This window comes from Burkholderia sp. IT-111MI5 (assembly GCF_949752865.1).
Taxonomy (GTDB): Bacteria; Pseudomonadota; Gammaproteobacteria; order Burkholderiales; family Burkholderiaceae; genus Burkholderia; species Burkholderia pyrrocinia_C.
Genome location: NZ_CATKIF010000010.1, coordinates 67,287 through 83,128, shown reverse-complemented (window position 1 = coordinate 83,128; position 15,842 = coordinate 67,287). Strand labels below are relative to the sequence as shown.

The window sequence follows — 15,842 nt, the reverse complement described above, 5'->3', positions numbered from 1 at the left end:
CGGGCGGCGCAGCGGGCACATCGCTGCAGCCGCCACCGCGCGGCGCGCCCCTGCGCGCCGCTACGTCGCACTTACTTCCACATCGCGCAGCGCGTTTCCTGCTTGGTCGTGAACGCCTGTTCGCCCGGAATCGTCGCGATCACCTTGTAGTAATCCCACGGCTCCTTCGATTCGGACGGCTTCTTCACCTCCATCAGGTACATGTCGTGGATCATGCTGCCGTCCGCGCGGATATAGCCCTTCGCGTAGAAGTCGCTGATCTTGATCTTCTTCAGCTCGGCCATCACCTTGTCGGAGTCGGTCGTGCCGGCGGCCTGCACGGCCTTCAGGTAGGTCGTCACCGACGAATAGTCGGCCGCCTGCAGACTCGACGGCATCTTCTTCATCTTGCCGAAGTAGCGCTGCGCCCACTGGCGCGATGCCGCATCGCGGTTCCAGTACCAGCTGTCGGTCAGCACGAGGCCCTGCGTCGTCTCGAGGCCGAGGCTGTGCACGTCGTTGATGAACATCAGCAGCCCGGCGAGCTTCATCGTCTTCGTGATGCCGAATTCCTTCGCGGCCTTGATCGCGTTGATCGTGTCGCCGCCCGCGTTCGCGAGGCCGAGGATCTGCGCCTTCGACGATTGCGCCTGCAGCAGGAACGACGAGAAATCCGACGCGGACAGCGGATGCCGCACCGCACCCAGCACCTGTCCGCCGCTCGCCTTCACGACGTCCGACGTGTTCTTCTCGAGCGCCTTGCCGAACGCGTAGTCGGCGGTCAGGAAGAACCACGTCTTGCCGCCCTGCTTCACCACCGCCGAGCCGGTGCCTTTCGCGAGCGCCATCGTGTCGTACGCATAGTGCACTGTGTACGGCGTGCACTCCTCGTTCGTCAGCGTGTCCGCGCCCGCACCGATGTTGATGTAGACCTTCTTCTTCTCCGCGGCGAGCTTGGCCATCGCCAGCGCCGTCCCCGAATTCGTGCCGCCGACGAGCAGGTCGAGCCCGCCGCGGTCGATCCATTCGCGCGCCTTCGACGCGGCAATGTCCGCCTTGTTCTGGTGATCCGCGTACACGACCTCGATCGGCTTGCCGAGCACCTTGCCGCCGAAGTCGGCGACCGCCATGCGGATCGCCTCGAGGCCGCCCTGCCCGTCGATGTCCGCGTAAAGCCCCGACATGTCGGTGACGAAGCCGATCTTCACGGTATCCGCGGCATGCGCGGCGCCGGCAGTGAACGCGGCGGTCGCGAGCGCGAGACAGGCGTGTGCGAGGGTCTTCATTTTCATTGACGTCTCCTGTTGTTCTGATGCGTTGTGGTTATTCGAGGGCCGCCACGGCTAGCGGCAAGGGAAACGGGGCGGCGTCACACCCCGAGCAGGTCGTGCAGCGTCGGCATCTTGCTTTCCAGTTCGGCCGCGAGGAAATGCTCGACGATGCGGCCGTGCTCCATCACGTAGAAGCGGTCGGCAAGCGGCGCGGCGAAGCGGAAATTCTGTTCGACCATCACGATCGTGTAGCCGCGCGCCTTCAACGCGACGATCATCCGCGCGAGCGCCTGCACGATCACCGGTGCGAGGCCTTCGGAAATCTCGTCGAGCAGCAGCAGGTTCGCGCCGGTGCGCAGGATCCGCGCGACCGCGAGCATCTGCTGCTCGCCGCCGGACAGCCGCGTGCCCTGGCTCTGCCGGCGCGACGCGAGGTTCGGGAACATCGCGTAGATCTCGTCGAGCGACATCGCATGCTCGCGCGACCCGATCGGCGGCGGCAGCATCAGGTTCTCCTCGCACGACAGGCTCGAGAAGATTCCGCGCTCCTCCGGGCAGTAGCCGATACCGAAATGCGCGATGCGGTGCGTCGCGAGGCCGATCGTCTCGTTGCCCGCGACCTTGATCGACCCGCTGCGGCGCCCCGTGAGGCCCATGATCGCGCGCAGCGTCGTCGTGCGGCCCGCGCCGTTGCGGCCGAGCAGCGTGACGACCTCGCCGCGATGCACTGTCAGGTCGACACCGTGCAATATGTGGGATTCCCCGTACCAGGCCTCCAGGCCCGTGATCTCCAGCGCGGGCGTACCGCTCTCGACGCCGCTCAATTCGCGTTCCTCCCGTTCGCTGTGCTTCATGCGTGCGCCCCCGCGAGCGCCGCATCGGCGCTGCCCATGTAGGCCTCGATGACGAGCGGATTCTTCGACACTTCCGCATACGAGCCTTCGGCCAGCACCTCGCCGCGTTGCAGGACGGTGATCGTGTCGGAGATGCCCGCGATCACGTTCATGTTGTGCTCGACCATCAGGATCGTGCGGCCGCTCGCAACCTTCTTGATCAGCGCGGTCACGCGGTCGACGTCCTCGTGGCCCATCCCCTGCGTGGGCTCGTCGAGCAGCATCAGTTCGGGCTCCATCGCGAGCGTCGTCGCGATCTCGAGCGCACGCTTGCGGCCGTACGCGAGTTCGACGGTCGGCACGTGCGCGAAATCGGTGAGGCCGACCTGCGTGAGGAGATCCATCGCGCGATCGTCGAGCCGCTTCAGCGTGCGTTCGCTGCGCCAGAAGTGGAATTCGGTGCCGAGCGCGCGCTGCAGGCCGATGCGCACGTTCTGCAGCGCGGTCAGGTGCGGGAACACGGCCGAGATCTGGAACGAGCGGATGATGCCGCGCCGTGCAACCTGCGCTGGCCGCTCATCGGTGATGTCGATCCCGTTGAAGACGATCTGGCCGGCCGTCGGTGTCAGGAACTTGGTGAGGAGGTTGAAGCAGGTCGTCTTGCCCGCGCCGTTCGGCCCGATCAGCGCATGAATCGCGCCGCGCCGCACACGCAGGTTGACGCCGTTCACGGCGGTGAAACCCCTGAATTCCTTCGTCAGTCCGCGTGTTTCCAGAATCGTGTCGCCGAGAATCATGTTCCCTTCCGTACGAAGTCAGGCGAAGCACCGGGAAGCGTGGCGCAAGCGGCCGCGAACAGGTCAGCGGATCAGCCGGCTGCCCCCGGGCGCCGTGGTACGCCTCGAGGGTGGTCTCCCGCGCCGACGCGTATGCACATTGCGCAACATTGTCGCGCCGTTGGTGCAGTGCAATCATCGGGATTTGCACTTATAGGGCTGGCCGCGATGCCGCATGCGGCCATGCACGGTTTTTCACCACGCTTTTTTGGCACGTGCATCATCGCTTGTTGACCGCCCGCACGGCGCAGTACGCGTGCAATTGAAAAAGCAGCGCGGCTCGCGTGGATCTTGCCGCTCGAACCGCCGCAACCGGCATGGCCGCTGCAACGGCACCGCAGCTTGTTTCGCATATCGAATCAGCAGGCGCCCGCATGACGGCCCGCTGTCGCGCGTGTCAGCGTGCCGTCATGCGGCCGTCACCGTGGCCTCCGTTCGCACCGGCGTCGCGTCGCGCGCCGCGCGGCGATCGGCACGGATCATGTCGCTCGCGCGCTCGGCGATCATCAGCGTCGGCGAATTGGTGTTGCCCGACGTAATGAACGGCATCACCGATGCATCGACGATCCGCAGCCCCGCGATGCCGCGCACGCGCAGCCGGCTGTCGACCACCGCGCGCTCATCGTCGGCACGCCCCATCCGGCAGGTGCCGACCGGATGGAAGATCGTCGTGCCAACGGCGCCCGCCGCTTCGATCAGTTCGGCCTCGGTCCGATACTGTGTGCCCGGCAGGATTTCCTCGGGACGATAGCGCGCAAGCGCCGGCGCGGACGCGATCCTGCGCGTGAGGCGCAGCGCGTTCGCGGCGACATGGCGATCGTGGTCGGTCGACAGATAGTTCGGCGCGATCGCGGGCGCGATGCCCGGATCGGCGCTCGTGACATGCACGCTGCCGCGCGACGTCGGCCGCAGATGGCAGACCGATGCCGTGAATGCGTTGAAGCTGTGCAGCGGCTCGCCGAAGCGTTCGAGCGACAGCGGCTGCACGTGGTATTCGAGATCGGGGCGCGTGAGCGCGGGATCGTCTGGATCGGATTTCGCGAACGCGCCGAGCTGCGACGGCGCCATCGACATCGGCCCGCGCTGCAGCAATGCATATTCGGCGCCGATCATCAGCTTGCCCCACCAGTGCGCGGACAGCGTGTTGAGCGTGCGTACGCCTTCGACGCGAAACGCCATCCGCAATTGCAGGTGATCCTGCAGGTTTTCGCCGACGCCCGGCAGATCCTGCACGACGTCGATGCCGAGCGCCTGCAGCCGCCGGCCGCAGCCGATACCCGACAGTTCGAGCAGTTGCGGCGAATTCACGGCACCGGACGTCAGCAGCACTTCCGCACACGCCCGCGCGACATAATCGGTGCCGCCGCCGTGATACTCGACGCCGACCGCGCGCCGCCCTTCGAAGATCACGCGCTGCGCCTGCGCGCCGGTGATCACGGTCAGGTTCGGGCGCGCCATCGCGGGCCGCAGGAACGCCTTCGACGTATTCCAGCGCACGCCGCGCTTCTGGTTCACCTCGAAATAGCCGACCCCGGAATTATCGCCGCGGTTGAAATCGTCGGTCGCCGGGATGCCCGTCTGCTGCGCGGCCTGCGCGAACGATTCGAGGATCTCCCAGCGCAGCCGCTGCTTCTCGACGCGCCAGTAGCCGCCCGCGCCGTGCGCGTCGCTCGCGCCCGCATGGTGATCCTCGCTGCGCTTGAAGATCGGCAGCACGCTGTCCCACGACCAGCCCGCATCGCCGGTTTCCTGCGCCCAGCTGTCGTAATCCTCGCGCTGGCCGCGCATGTAGATCATCCCGTTGATCGACGAGCAGCCGCCGAGCACGCGGCCGCGCGGATACGACAGCGCGCGGCCGTTGAGCGCCGCTTCGGGCTGCGTCTTGTACAGCCAGTCGGTGCGCGGGTTGCCGATGCAATACAGATAGCCGACCGGGATATGGATCCAGTGATAGTCGTCCTTGCCGCCCGCTTCGAGCAGCAGCACGTGGATGTCGGGATCCTCGGTCAGGCGGTTCGCGAGCACGCAGCCTGCGGTGCCCGCGCCGACGATCACGTAATCGAATTCGCCTTCGAGCGTGCGTTGAGTAGTCACTGTTTGTCTCCTGTCGACCAGCGTTGGCGCTTTAGCGCTTACGCTGGTCCCATGGCGTGGCTGGATGGAGTTAGCGCTTCAGCGCTTACTCCATCCCCACGGCGGTCGACCAGCGTTGGCGCTTTAGCGCTTACGTTGGTCCCATGGCGTGGTTGGATCGAGTTAGCGCTTACGCTGGTCCCATGCAATCTCGTTGTTTTATCCCGCGCGCTGCGATACCGCGCATCATTTCCAGCATAGTGCGTCACGGCGGGTGTCTGCAGCAGCGCCCGCCTGCCCTGCCATACCCCCGGCCAGATGCCGGCCGGAACGCGCCGGGCGACGCGACCGATGAAGCGTACTCCGGCTGCCGGCCGCCGATCCAATGAGTTATGCTGAACTGCGTTATAAGCAGCGCTCATATCACGACGATGGATCTCATCCTGCTCCGCGCGTTCGCGACGGTCGCGCGCGAAGGCAACCTGACGCGCGCCGCCGCGCAACTGCACCTGACGCAGCCGGCCGTCAGCCTGCAGATCAAGCATCTGCAGGAAACGCTCGGCGTCACGCTGTTCACGCGCACGTCGCGCGGGCTCGCGCTCACGCGCGACGGCCAGACGCTGCTGCCGCATGCGGAACGCGCGCTCGCCGCGGCCGCCGACGTGCAGCGCGCCGCGGCTGCGCTGCGGCACGAGGTGCGCGGCCGGCTGCGGATCGGCACGATCCTCGATCCGGGTTTCCTGCGGCTCGGCGGCTTCCTGCGCGCGCTGGTCGAGACCCATCCGCAGATCGAGACGGCGCTGCGGCACGGGATGTCGGGCTGGGTGATCGAACAGGTGCGCGCACAGGCGCTCGACGTCGGCTACTACATCGGCCGGCCGGGCGAGGACGATCAGCTCGACGGCGCGCTGTTCCACACCGTCACGCTCACGCATTTCCAGTACCGCGTGCTCGCGCCGGCCGGCTGGAAGGAGCGCGTGCAGCGCGCGCACGACTGGCGCGCGCTCGCCGCGCTGCCGTGGATCTGGACGCCGCCGGCATCCGCGCATCACCGGCTGCTGTCGCGGCGCTTTGCGGAAGCCGGCGCGCAGCCCGTGAAGGTCGCCGAGGTCGATCAGGAGCAGTCGATGCTCGACCTCGTCAAATCGGGCATCGGGTTGACGCTCGCGCGCGACTCGACCGCGCTGGCCGAAGCGCACGCGCACGCGCTGACGATCGTCGAACGTGTGACGGTGCCGACCGAACTGACGTTCGTGACGCTCGCCGAGCGGCGCGACGAGCCGGCGATCGCAGCCGCGCTGCGGCTGATCGAAGCCCAGTGGGCGATATGAGCGGTGCTGATGAACGCGCAACCGCCGCGGGCCACGCGCTACGGGCCACACGCCGTGCACCAGCGTCGCGCACAACACGCAACACGCGTCATCTCGCCGCCCCCCGCCCGTCGTCACGCCGCCGTCCCCGCCTTTTTGCTAGATTGTGCGTTCGCACACCGCGAGACCCCGATTGAAGGAGACCCGCATGGCCCGCAACATCGAGATCAAAGCCCGCGCCCGCGAATTCGACCAGCTGCGCGAACGCGCGGCGACGCTCGCGGCCGAAGCGCCGCTGTTCTACCGCCAGCAGGATTTCTTCTATGACGTGCCGCGCGGCCGGCTGAAGCTGCGCCGCTTCGAGGACGGCACGCCGGCCGAACTGATCTTCTACCAGCGCGACGACCGCGACGGCCCGAAGGCGTCGTACTACACGCGCAGCCCGGTGACGAATCCCGACGCGATGCACGCGCTGCTCGCGACCGCGCTGACCACGCGCGGGATCGTGACGAAGGAACGGCACGTGTACCTCGCAGGCCGCACGCGCATCCACCTCGACCGCGTCGACGGCCTCGGCGACTTCATCGAACTGGAAGTCGTGCTCGGCCCCGACGACGACGAAGCCGGCGGCGAAGCCGAAGCGCACGACGTGTTCACGAAGCTCGGCGTGTCGCAGGACGATCTGGTCGCGGTCGCGTACGTCGACCTGCTGAACGCCGACACGCCGCACGAAACGGCCTGATCCGGCCCCGCCGGCGACGGTGCGGCACGCGCCGCCTGGGGCCGGTTCCCGCTAATAGCGGGCTTGCGCTGGCCGCCGCGTCACGCGGCGCCGGGCGCCAGGTGCGCGAGCGGCAGCGCGCCGTTGCGCTTGAAGGTCGTCAGCACGATATTCGAGCGCACGCTGTCGACGCCCGGTACGCGCATCAGCTTCTTCATCACGAACTGCGACAGCGCGTTCAGGTCGGGCGCGACGATCCGCAGCAGGTAGTCGGCATCGCCCACCACCGCATGGCATTCGAGCACTTCCGGCAGCACGTCGATCTGCTGCTGGAACTGCTCGATGATCGAATCGCCGTGGTGCTTGAGCTTCAGGCTCGTGAACGCGGTGACGCCGAGCCCGAGCTTTTCGGGCCGCAGCATCACGCGGTAGCCTTCGATCACGCCGGCCGCCTCGAGCCGCTGCAGCCGCCGGCCGATCTGCGACGGCGACAGCGGCACCTCCTCGCCGAGCTGCTGATGCGTCGCGCGACCGAAGCGCTGCAGCACGTCCAGCAGCGCGAGATCGAAGTGATCGAGTTCCAGCATGAGCGTTCTCCGCATTGATTCGTGATTTGATGCGAGATTATCGCATCACCAGGCAAATCAACGCCAACTTTGCGCCCATTCCGCGCGAAGGCCGCTCTACACTTGCATGGTTCCCAACCACAGCGTGCAGAGCCTGATCATGTCCACCGTCGTCACCGCGAAACTGCAGGAGCAGTTCGACGCGGGCCTCGAAACCCGCGCAGATTTCACCATCGACCAGCCGCTCGAACGCTACGGCCAGGTCGACCATGCGGTGTGGAAGCAGCTCTATGCACGCCAGTCGGCGCTGCTGCGCGGGCGCGCCTGCGACGCGTTCGTCGCGGGGCTCGGCAAGATCGACCTGCCGGCCGATCGCGTGCCGTCGTTCGCGGACGTGAACCGCCAGTTGAAGCCCGCGACGGGCTGGGAGATCGTCGCGGTGCCGGGCCTCGTGCCAGACCGCGTATTCTTCGGGCATCTCGCGAACCGGCGTTTTCCGGTCACCTGGTGGATGCGCCGTCCCGACCAGCTCGACTACCTGCAGGAACCCGACTGCTTCCACGACCTGTTCGGCCATGTGCCGCTGCTGATCGACCCGGTGTTCGCCGACTACATGCAGGCGTACGGCCGCACCGCGCTCGCGGTCGCCGACGACGAAGCGGCGCTTGCGCGGCTCGCGCGCCTCTACTGGTATACAGTTGAATTCGGGCTGATCCGCGACCCGCGCGGCACGAACGGGCTGTCGATCTACGGCGCCGGGATCGTATCGAGCAAGGGCGAGAGCCTGTACAGCCTCGAAAGTGCGGCGCCGAACCGGCTCGGCTTCGACCTCGAACGCGTGATGCGCACGAAGTACCGGATCGACACGTTCCAGAAGACCTACTTCGTGATCGACGATTTCGCGCAGCTGTTCGCGCTCGCCGACGTCGACGGCCGCGCGCTGGCCGACCGGCTCGCGGCGCTGCCCGAATTCGCGGCCGGCGCGGTGCTCGATACCGACCGCGTGCTGCATCGCGGCACGGGCGAAGGCTGGCCCGACGACGCCGACGCGTAACGCGCCAGCGCGCGCCGGACGCCGGGTGCCCGTCGCCCGTCCCCGGATGGCCGTCCCACAACTATGAAACAATGACCGGTGCCGGCTGCGCCGCGCGGCGCAGCCGCGCACGAGCGCCGTTACCGAACGAGAGGTGCAAGATGATCCACAAGCTCACATCAGAAGAACGCAAGACCCGGCTCGAAGGCCTGCCGCTCTGGACGGCCGTGCCGGGCCGCGACGCGATCCAGCGCAGCCTGCGCTTCGCCGATTTCAACGAAGCGTTCGGCTTCATGACGCGCGTCGCGATCAAGGCGCAGGAAATGAACCACCATCCTGAATGGTTCAACGTGTACAACCGCGTCGACGTCACGCTGTCGACCCACGACGCCGACGGCCTGACCGAACGCGACATCGAGCTCGCGCTGTTCATCGACCGCGCCGGCGCGCACGCGAAACCCGCCGCCTGAGCCCTTCCTCTACCGCCGCGCATCGTTCGGTGCGCGGCGCGTCAACTTTTCATTTCGCTGAACGTTTTCTAGGATGTAGTCAGCGAAAGCCTTCAGCTTTCCAAGCCATCCTTAAGCCGCACGTAAGTCTCGTACGCTTTCCGCGCCTTGGGGTCCAAACCTTCCAGTTGCAGCGCGCTTTCGCGCTGTACAATCAGCAGCGCATACGGCTTGGAGAGCGCGCTGGCCTCTTCGCAGAGTTTGAGTTCGTCGCCGCTCGACGGCGAGCGGGCGCGCCAGAAATTGATCGCGGCTTCAAGGTCGTTGATCGAAATATCGGACATGATTGGATTTAATCGTTCGCTGGCCGCCATGCTTGATGTCACGCGATGCGGCGCCCCTGTGGAAACGGCTTCGTGCTGTCCGCGTGCCTGAACCGCCAACCCATTGTACTTGAGCGAACTTCATGCGACTCCTTCTGATCGAAGACGACCGCCCCATCGCACGCGGTATCCAGAGCAGCCTCGAGCAGGCTGGCTTCACCGTCGACATGGTGCATGACGGCATTTTTGCCGAACAGGCGCTGGCACAAAACCGCCACGAACTCGTGATCCTCGACCTCGGCCTGCCGGGCATCGACGGAATGACGCTGCTCACGCGCTTCCGCCAGACCAACCGCCACACGCCCGTGATCGTGCTGACCGCACGCGACGAGCTGAACGACCGGATCCAGGGCCTGAACTCGGGTGCCGACGACTACATGCTCAAGCCGTTCGAGCCGGCCGAGCTCGAAGCGCGCATCCGCGCGGTGATGCGCCGCAGCGGCCCGCACAGCGACATGCCGCGTCCGGAAGTGTCGCTCGGCGGCGTCCGCCTGTCGGGCGTCGACCGCCGCATCTTCAACGACGACAAGCCGCTCGAACTGTCGCCGCGCGAATTCGCGGTGCTCGAGATGCTGCTGCTGCGTCACGGCCGCGTCGTCAGCAAGGCCCAGTTGCAGGATCACCTCACGCACTTCGGCGGCGATCTCGGCGATACCGCGATCGAAGTCTATGTGCACCGCGTGCGCAAGAAACTCGAGCAGTGCCGCGTCGAAATCGTCACGGTGCGCGGCTTCGGCTACCTGCTGCAGGAAATCCGCCAGACGGCGAGCGTCTGAGCGGCCGCACACCGGCCGGCCGCGTGCCGCCGGCATGTGTGCGCCCTGCTCCGCGTCGCCGCCCGGCGCACGACCGCGCCGCTCCCCGTGAGCGGCGCTTATCCATTTGCCCGTCGAAATGTCTCCTGATCCGGCTGTGACCACCAGCCTGCGCCGCTCGCTGCTCCGGCGCCTCGCCGCACCGCTGTCGATGCTCGCGCTGATGAGCGGCCTGATCGCCTACTGGCTCGCGTGGCAATACACGCAGCACGTGATCGACCGCTCGCTCGCCGATCTCGCGACCGCCATCTCGAAACAGATCCAGATCGCCGGCCCCGACGCGCCGTTCACGGTGCCGCCGCTCGCGCAGGCGATGTTCTCCGATCCGGCCGAAGCGCTGATCTACCGGATCAGCGACGGCGAACAGGAACTCGCCGGCGATCCGAAGCTGCCGCTGCGAGGCATCAACGTGCGCCGCATGCATCACGCGTACGTGTTCGAGGCCGAGTACGACAACCGTGCGGTGCGCGTCGCGCAGGTGCGCGTCGACGATGTCGAAGGCGGCAAGCCGATGGTCGTCGAGGTCGCGCAGCCGGTGCGGCACCGCTACCGGATCGCGGCCGAATTCCTCGTCGCGATCATGATGCCGCTGCTGCTGCTGCTGCTCGCGGGCTGGGGCATCGTGTGGCGCGTCGTGAACCAGCAGCTCGGCCCGCTCACGCATCTCGCCGATTCGCTGAACCGGCAGACTCACACGTCGCTGGAACCGGTCGACGAAACCGAGGTGCCGCTGGAGATCCGGCCGCTGACGAGCGCGATGAATGCGCTGCTCGGCCGCCTGAAGACCGCGCTCGACGCGCAACGCAAGTTCATCGCCGATGCCGCGCACCAGTTGCGCACGCCGCTCACGGCCGTGAAGCTGCATGCGGAGCAGGCGGCCGTCGCACGCGACCCGCACCAGACCTTCGCCGCGGTGCGCGAACTGCGCGCGGCCGCCGACCGCGCGGTGCGGCTGTCGAACCAGTTGCTGTCGCTCGCGCGCGCGGAGCCGGGCGAACAGGCCGCGCGGTTCGTCGACGTCGATCTCGCGGCGATGGCGTTCGAAACGGGTGCCGAGTGGGTGCCGCGTGCGCTCGCGTCGCATGTCGACCTCGGCTTCCAGCGCAGCGACGACCCCGGCGACGACGAGAAGCTGATCGTGCGCGGCAACCCGGTGCTGCTGCGCGAGGTGATCGCGAACCTGCTCGACAATGCGCTGAAATACGTGCCGCTCGCGCGGCCGGACGGCGCGCGGATCACGGTGAACGTCGCACGCAGTACGCTCGAAGACGGCCAGCCGGCCGCCGAGATCGTCGTCGAGGACAACGGCCCGGGCGTGCCCGCGAACCAGCAGTCCGACCTGTTCAAGCGCTTCTTCCGCGGCGACGCGCAAAGCGGCAACGGCGTCGAGACGGGGGCCGGGCTCGGCCTCGCGATCGTGCACGACATCATCGCGATGCATGGCGGCACCGTGTCGTACGAGGATGCGTCGGAAGGCGGTTCGCGCTTCGTGGTGCGGGTGCCGCTCGCCCAGCGCACGGAGAAACCGGCCAGCGAAACGCCGGCCGCCGCGTCGGCGCATTGAGCGGCCATCGGGCGATTCGCGTCGGGCGACCGTTGCCGGGCCGCCCGACGGATAAGGAAACGGGAAGGACTGCCGCGCAACGCGACGGCCGTCTGCGGAATCGGCAGCGCACGATGCGCCGCCGCCGGTTTTACTTCTTGTTTTTCTTGTCCTTCGCGCCGGACTCGGACTTGCCGTCCTTCTTGTCCTTCTTCTTTTTCTTCTTCTCGCCGTCGTCCGACGTCGCGAGCAGCGTGCCGCGGCACGAAACCGCGCCGCAATGGCATGCGTATTCGCGCTTGAGCTTCTTCGTCAGCTTCGCGTCGATCACGAGGCCGTAGTCGTAGAACAGCTCCTCTTCCGGCCCGATGTCGCGCAGCGCGTGGATATATACGCGGCCCTTCACTTCCTCCGCTTCGCAGTTCGGCGCGCACGAATGGTTGATCCAGCGCGCGCTGTTGCCGTCGATCTTGCCGTCGATCACGCCGCCTTCGTCCAGTGCGAAGTAGAACGTATGGTTCGGCTCGCTCGGATCGTGCGGATGGCGACGCAGCGCTTCCTTCCACGAGATTCGCTCGCCCTTGTATTCCACTACGCGTTCGCCGGCCCTGATCGGCGCCACCGCGAACACGCCCTTGCCGTGTACTCCCGAGCGGCGCACCGCGATCCTGCGTGAACTCATCGAACGAATCCTTGTGAAGACGAATGAATGGAAGACAGCCGCGATCGCGACCTGGCGCGCGCCAAACGAAAACGCGGCACCGGTCGGTGCCGCGTCGGGGCATGCGGCGAATCACCCGCATCCTACACGTTCGATATTGCTTCGTTCAACATCGCGCGCAATATTGCGGCGCTCGACGCGTCAACGCTGGCCGAACGCGATGTCGCCGAACAACGCCTTGTGCTCGCGCGGCTGCGAGCGCCAGTACTGCGGCGGCGCCGTCACCTGCGCACCGAGCTCGGCCGCCGCGTGCCACGGCCAGCGCGGGTCGTACAGCATCGCGCGCGCCATCGCGACGAAATCGGCATCGCCGGCCTCGATGAGCCGGTTCGCATGCGCGGGCTCGTTGATCAGGCCGACCGCCATCGTCGGCATGCCGACCGCGCGCTTCACGGCCTGCGCGAACGGCACCTGGTAGCCGGGCGACAGCGGAATCTTCTGCAGCGGCGACACGCCGCCGGACGACACGTCGATCCAGTCGCAGCCACGGCGCTTCAGTTCGTGCGCGAACGCGATCGTGTCGTCAAGCTCCCAGCCGCCTTCGACCCAGTCGGTCGCGGACACGCGCACGCCGACCGGCCGGTCCTCCGGAAACGCCGCGCGCACGATCTCGAAGATCTCGAGCGGAAAACGCATCCGGTTTTCGCGCGAGCCGCCGTATTCGTCGGTGCGCCGGTTCGCGAGCGGCGACAGGAACTGGTGCAGCAGGTAGCCGTGCGCCGCATGCACTTCGATCGCGTCGATGCCGAGCCGCGCGGCACGCCTCGCGGCAGCCGCGAACGCATCGCGGATCCGGTTCAGGCCCGCGGCGTCGAGCGCGAGCGGCGGCGTCTCGCCTTCCTTGTGCGGTACGGCCGACGGCCCGTGCGGCAGCCAGCCGCCGTCGGCGACGGACACGAGCTGACCGCCCTGCCAGGGCACGTCGCTCGACGCCTTGCGCCCCGCATGCGACAACTGCATCGCGACGCGGACCGGCGAATGCTTGCGGATCGCGGCCAGCACGGGCTTCAGCGCGGCTTCGGTTACATCGTCCCAAAGGCCGAGGTCGCCGTGCGTGATGCGCCCGTCGGGTTCCACCGCAGTCGCCTCGATGCACAGCAGGCCCGCACCCGACAGCGCGAGATGGCCGAGGTGAATCATGTGCCAGTCGGTCGCTTCGCCGCGTTCGGCCGAATACTGGCACATCGGGGAGATCACGATCCGGTTCGGAAGGGTCACGCCGCGCAGCGTGAACGGGGAAAACAGCGCAGTCATGGAAGCCGCTCGCCTGGAAAGGGAAAGAGCGGACGAGCGTAGCACGCAGGCCCGAAGCGTGCAGATGGCCCAAACGATAGTAAGCGGATGGTCAGGTGCGACCGGCAGCAGGTTGCCGGCGCGGCAGGAACCGCGTTGCAAGCAGCGATGCGCCGGCCTGCAACGGATGCGGGCCGGGCCAAGGATTCGCGGCGAACGGCGCCGCCCGCGGCGTCACAGCCCGATGCTGTCGAGCCACTCCGCGAACATGCGCCGCGCGGCCGTCTCGAGCGCGGGGCCGTGTTGCGCGGTATCGGCGCGCAACTGGCGGGCGTCGATGCCCGGCGTCGCCGCGATTTCGCCGGCGTTCCCGATCAGCCAGGGTTCGAAGCGGTCGGTGCGGATTTCCGGATGGCATTGCAGCGCCAGCACGTGCTGCCCCCATGCGAATGCCTGGTGGCGGCAGGCCGGCGTCGATGCGAGATGGATCGCGCCGCCCGGCAGGTCGAACGTATCGCCGTGCCAGTGCAGCATCGATGTCGCCGCGCCATCGAGATGGCGCAACGGCGACGCACGGCCGGCATCGGTGAGCGTCAGCGGCGCCCAGCCGAGTTCGTGCTGCGCGGCCGGATAGACGCTCGCACCGAGCGCACGGGCGATGAACTGCGCGCCGAGGCAGATACCGAGGATCGGCAGCCCAGCGTCGATGCGCTGGCGCACGAGCGCCGCGAGCGGCGCGATCGTCGGATACTGCGCATCGTCGTACACGCTGAGCGGCCCGCCGAGCACGACGAACAGCGACGGCTGGAGCACGTCGAGCACCTCGAACCGCGACGACCCGACGTCTACATAGCGCACCCGCCGGCCCCGTTCGCCGAGCACCTGCTCGAAGCTCCCGAGATCCTCGAAATGCACATGGCGGATCGCCACGACTTCAGCGTTCATCATCGGCCTCCCGGTCGATCGACGGACGTCAGCCTGCGAAAATCTTCCAGGTCTTCTTCTGCGTCGCCGCGTCGGCTTCTTCCTGCACCGAGCAGTCGAGACGCAGGTCGCTGTCGGCCATCGAGATGTCGAGCGCCGCGCAGTAATGCACGGTCTTCTTCGACAGCTTGCCCGGCTGGAAGTGGGCGCACGTCACGCACATGCGCTGCGGCGGCGTCGCGCCGGCCACCTGCAGCTCGCGCAGCGTCTTCAGCAGCGCGCGATACAGTGCGCCCTGCTCGTCCGCGCCGAGCTTGCCGACCGCTTTCGTCAGGAATTCAGGCCATTGCAGCGCCTTCTTCGCGGCCGTGCGGCCACGCGCCGACAGGCGCACGGCCAGTGCGCGGCCGTCGTCCAGCGCACGGCGCTTCTCGACGAGCCCCTTCGTCTCGAGCGTGCTGACCGCATCGCTCGTGGTCGCCGCGGTGAGCTGCGTCTCGCGCGCGATCTCGCCGAGCCGCATCGGGCCCTTGCGCTGCAGCAGCAGCACGAGGATCTCGCCCTGCGTCGGCGTCAGGCCCGCGCCTTCCGCCCAATCCCATGCCTGGCTTCGCATGGCCGTACTCAACCGCAGCAGGCTGTGGGTGACACGTCCCGAAGCCTGGTTCCCGTAAACGCCTTCGCTCATAGTCTTTTCGCTTTGCCGCCGCCCGGAATGCCGAGCGGCCGTAGTGTGGAGATCGAATGTCCATCTCAAAACAGACGCGCTCTTGCGAGTGCGTCAGCACGGCCGTCGCGAGGCACACGCGGCGGTCGCATTCGCGGCGACCGGTGAGACACGCGTCGTTCCGGTGTCCGCAAAGCCGACATTCTAAGCGAGAGCGGAAAATCGCACAGCTAAGTTATCCCCTGCATTCTGTGGAAAATCGCTGGATAACTGAATTTTTTCGTTGTGCCTGCAATGCCGCGCACCCGCGGAACGGGGCGCATCGGCATTTTCCTGTTCGGATCGGCCATCGGGGGAATGGCAATGATCCACCGGGTTATCCCGCCCGCAGAGCGTTGACTTTGCAGAGGAATGTCGGGTTATCCACAGATTTTCAGGGCGACTGGCAACGATTTCGGCCTGAAACCGGGCCGACCGTCGTTCAG

At 67.2% G+C, this 15,842-nt stretch carries 16 protein-coding genes; 6 read left to right on the top strand and 10 right to left on the bottom strand.

The genetic code is table 11. The features are described from left to right. Nucleotides 1-71 precede the first annotated feature (71 nt). From ACM6JT_RS08110 to ACM6JT_RS08095, 4 genes are all read right to left on the bottom strand, one after another. Nucleotides 72-1,271, bottom strand: coding sequence for an ABC transporter substrate-binding protein (locus tag ACM6JT_RS08110; RefSeq protein WP_034183824.1), 1,200 nt, complete (start codon nucleotides 1,269-1,271; stop codon nucleotides 72-74). A 77-nt stretch (nucleotides 1,272-1,348) separates the two neighbouring features. Then, the gene (locus ACM6JT_RS08105; protein WP_034183823.1) at nucleotides 1,349-2,104 is read right to left on the bottom strand and encodes an ABC transporter ATP-binding protein; all 756 of its coding nucleotides are present in this window, start codon (nucleotides 2,102-2,104) and stop codon (nucleotides 1,349-1,351) included. Next, nucleotides 2,101-2,880, bottom strand: a complete 780-nt coding sequence (locus tag ACM6JT_RS08100; RefSeq protein WP_006477266.1) for an ABC transporter ATP-binding protein — start codon at nucleotides 2,878-2,880, stop codon at nucleotides 2,101-2,103. Before ACM6JT_RS08100 ends, ACM6JT_RS08105 begins: the two co-directional genes overlap by 4 nt. A 447-nt stretch (nucleotides 2,881-3,327) precedes the next feature. Next, complete coding sequence (locus ACM6JT_RS08095; RefSeq protein ID WP_414856239.1) at nucleotides 3,328-5,013, bottom strand: GMC family oxidoreductase; 1,686 nt, start codon at nucleotides 5,011-5,013, stop codon at nucleotides 3,328-3,330. A 410-nt stretch (nucleotides 5,014-5,423) separates the two neighbouring features. Here ACM6JT_RS08095 and ACM6JT_RS08090 point away from each other — a divergent pair, with 410 nt between their 5' ends. Together ACM6JT_RS08090 and ACM6JT_RS08085 are read left to right on the top strand one after the other, a co-directional pair. Further along, a complete protein-coding gene (locus ACM6JT_RS08090; protein ID WP_034183821.1) occupies nucleotides 5,424-6,323 on the top strand; it encodes a LysR family transcriptional regulator in 900 nt (299 codons plus the stop codon). Nucleotides 6,324-6,510: 187 nt separating this feature from the next. Continuing rightward, nucleotides 6,511-7,044, top strand: a complete 534-nt coding sequence (locus ACM6JT_RS08085; protein WP_105390365.1) for a class IV adenylate cyclase — start codon at nucleotides 6,511-6,513, stop codon at nucleotides 7,042-7,044. Nucleotides 7,045-7,124: 80 nt separating this feature from the next. Here ACM6JT_RS08085 and ACM6JT_RS08080 read toward each other — a convergent pair whose 3' ends face one another. After that, nucleotides 7,125-7,610 (bottom strand): Lrp/AsnC family transcriptional regulator, encoded by a 486-nt coding sequence (locus tag ACM6JT_RS08080; RefSeq protein WP_006408082.1) that lies wholly within the window; start codon nucleotides 7,608-7,610, stop codon nucleotides 7,125-7,127. A 106-nt stretch (nucleotides 7,611-7,716) separates the two neighbouring features. On the opposite strand from ACM6JT_RS08080, the gene phhA reads away from it, so the two are divergent. Both phhA and ACM6JT_RS08070 read left to right on the top strand, forming a co-directional pair. Next, nucleotides 7,717-8,643 (top strand): phenylalanine 4-monooxygenase, encoded by a 927-nt coding sequence (gene phhA, locus ACM6JT_RS08075; protein WP_310139224.1) that lies wholly within the window; start codon nucleotides 7,717-7,719, stop codon nucleotides 8,641-8,643. Between the two features lie 71 nt (nucleotides 8,644-8,714). Next, nucleotides 8,715-9,092 carry a 4a-hydroxytetrahydrobiopterin dehydratase gene (locus tag ACM6JT_RS08070; RefSeq protein WP_258170498.1) on the top strand — a complete coding sequence of 126 codons (378 nt, stop codon included), beginning with the start codon at nucleotides 8,715-8,717 and terminating at the stop codon, nucleotides 9,090-9,092. Nucleotides 9,093-9,184: 92 nt separating this feature from the next. On the opposite strand, the gene ACM6JT_RS08065 is transcribed toward ACM6JT_RS08070, so the two are convergent. Further along, nucleotides 9,185-9,415, bottom strand: coding sequence for a DUF3717 domain-containing protein (locus tag ACM6JT_RS08065; protein WP_034183818.1), 231 nt, complete (start codon nucleotides 9,413-9,415; stop codon nucleotides 9,185-9,187). 122 nt (nucleotides 9,416-9,537) lie between these two features. On the opposite strand from ACM6JT_RS08065, the gene ACM6JT_RS08060 reads away from it, so the two are divergent. Continuing rightward, a complete protein-coding gene (locus tag ACM6JT_RS08060) occupies nucleotides 9,538-10,230 on the top strand; it encodes a response regulator transcription factor (protein WP_006401494.1) in 693 nt (230 codons plus the stop codon). 118 nt (nucleotides 10,231-10,348) lie between these two features. Beyond that, on the top strand, nucleotides 10,349-11,833 hold the full coding sequence (locus ACM6JT_RS08055; RefSeq protein WP_414856238.1) for a sensor histidine kinase: 1,485 nt from the start codon (nucleotides 10,349-10,351) through the stop codon (nucleotides 11,831-11,833). A gap of 130 nt (nucleotides 11,834-11,963) precedes the next feature. Here ACM6JT_RS08055 and ACM6JT_RS08050 read toward each other — a convergent pair whose 3' ends face one another. The 4 genes from ACM6JT_RS08050 to ACM6JT_RS08035 all read right to left on the bottom strand — a co-directional run bounded on the left by ACM6JT_RS08050 (nucleotide 11,964) and on the right by ACM6JT_RS08035 (nucleotide 15,378). Next, a complete protein-coding gene (locus ACM6JT_RS08050) occupies nucleotides 11,964-12,494 on the bottom strand; it encodes an SET domain-containing protein (protein ID WP_407971067.1) in 531 nt (176 codons plus the stop codon). 180 nt (nucleotides 12,495-12,674) lie between these two features. Continuing rightward, on the bottom strand, nucleotides 12,675-13,787 hold the full coding sequence (locus ACM6JT_RS08045; RefSeq protein WP_414856237.1) for an NADH:flavin oxidoreductase/NADH oxidase: 1,113 nt from the start codon (nucleotides 13,785-13,787) through the stop codon (nucleotides 12,675-12,677). A gap of 213 nt (nucleotides 13,788-14,000) precedes the next feature. Beyond that, entirely contained in the window at nucleotides 14,001-14,711 is a 711-nt protein-coding gene (locus ACM6JT_RS08040; RefSeq protein WP_034183978.1) for a glutamine amidotransferase, read from the bottom strand. A gap of 28 nt (nucleotides 14,712-14,739) precedes the next feature. Continuing rightward, nucleotides 14,740-15,378 carry a MarR family winged helix-turn-helix transcriptional regulator gene (locus ACM6JT_RS08035; RefSeq protein ID WP_034183815.1) on the bottom strand — a complete coding sequence of 213 codons (639 nt, stop codon included), beginning with the start codon at nucleotides 15,376-15,378 and terminating at the stop codon, nucleotides 14,740-14,742. Nucleotides 15,379-15,842 lie beyond the last annotated feature (464 nt).

Coding starts and splice junctions, on each gene's coding strand:
- ACM6JT_RS08110 (WP_034183824.1), bottom strand. CDS start 1,271: ATGAAAATGAAGACCCTCGCACACGCCTGTCTCGCGCTCGCGACCGCC.
- ACM6JT_RS08105 (WP_034183823.1), bottom strand. CDS start 2,104: ATGAAGCACAGCGAACGGGAGGAACGCGAATTGAGCGGCGTCGAGAGC.
- ACM6JT_RS08100 (WP_006477266.1), bottom strand. CDS start 2,880: ATGATTCTCGGCGACACGATTCTGGAAACACGCGGACTGACGAAGGAA.
- ACM6JT_RS08090 (WP_034183821.1), top strand. CDS start 5,424: ATGGATCTCATCCTGCTCCGCGCGTTCGCGACGGTCGCGCGCGAAGGC.
- ACM6JT_RS08085 (WP_105390365.1), top strand. CDS start 6,511: ATGGCCCGCAACATCGAGATCAAAGCCCGCGCCCGCGAATTCGACCAG.
- ACM6JT_RS08080 (WP_006408082.1), bottom strand. CDS start 7,610: ATGCTGGAACTCGATCACTTCGATCTCGCGCTGCTGGACGTGCTGCAG.
- phhA (WP_310139224.1), top strand. CDS start 7,717: ATGGTTCCCAACCACAGCGTGCAGAGCCTGATCATGTCCACCGTCGTC.
- ACM6JT_RS08070 (WP_258170498.1), top strand. CDS start 8,715: ATGACCGGTGCCGGCTGCGCCGCGCGGCGCAGCCGCGCACGAGCGCCG.
- ACM6JT_RS08065 (WP_034183818.1), bottom strand. CDS start 9,415: ATGTCCGATATTTCGATCAACGACCTTGAAGCCGCGATCAATTTCTGG.
- ACM6JT_RS08060 (WP_006401494.1), top strand. CDS start 9,538: ATGCGACTCCTTCTGATCGAAGACGACCGCCCCATCGCACGCGGTATC.
- ACM6JT_RS08055 (WP_414856238.1), top strand. CDS start 10,349: ATGTCTCCTGATCCGGCTGTGACCACCAGCCTGCGCCGCTCGCTGCTC.
- ACM6JT_RS08050 (WP_407971067.1), bottom strand. CDS start 12,494: ATGAGTTCACGCAGGATCGCGGTGCGCCGCTCGGGAGTACACGGCAAG.
- ACM6JT_RS08045 (WP_414856237.1), bottom strand. CDS start 13,787: ATGACTGCGCTGTTTTCCCCGTTCACGCTGCGCGGCGTGACCCTTCCG.
- ACM6JT_RS08040 (WP_034183978.1), bottom strand. CDS start 14,711: ATGAACGCTGAAGTCGTGGCGATCCGCCATGTGCATTTCGAGGATCTC.
- ACM6JT_RS08035 (WP_034183815.1), bottom strand. CDS start 15,378: ATGAGCGAAGGCGTTTACGGGAACCAGGCTTCGGGACGTGTCACCCAC.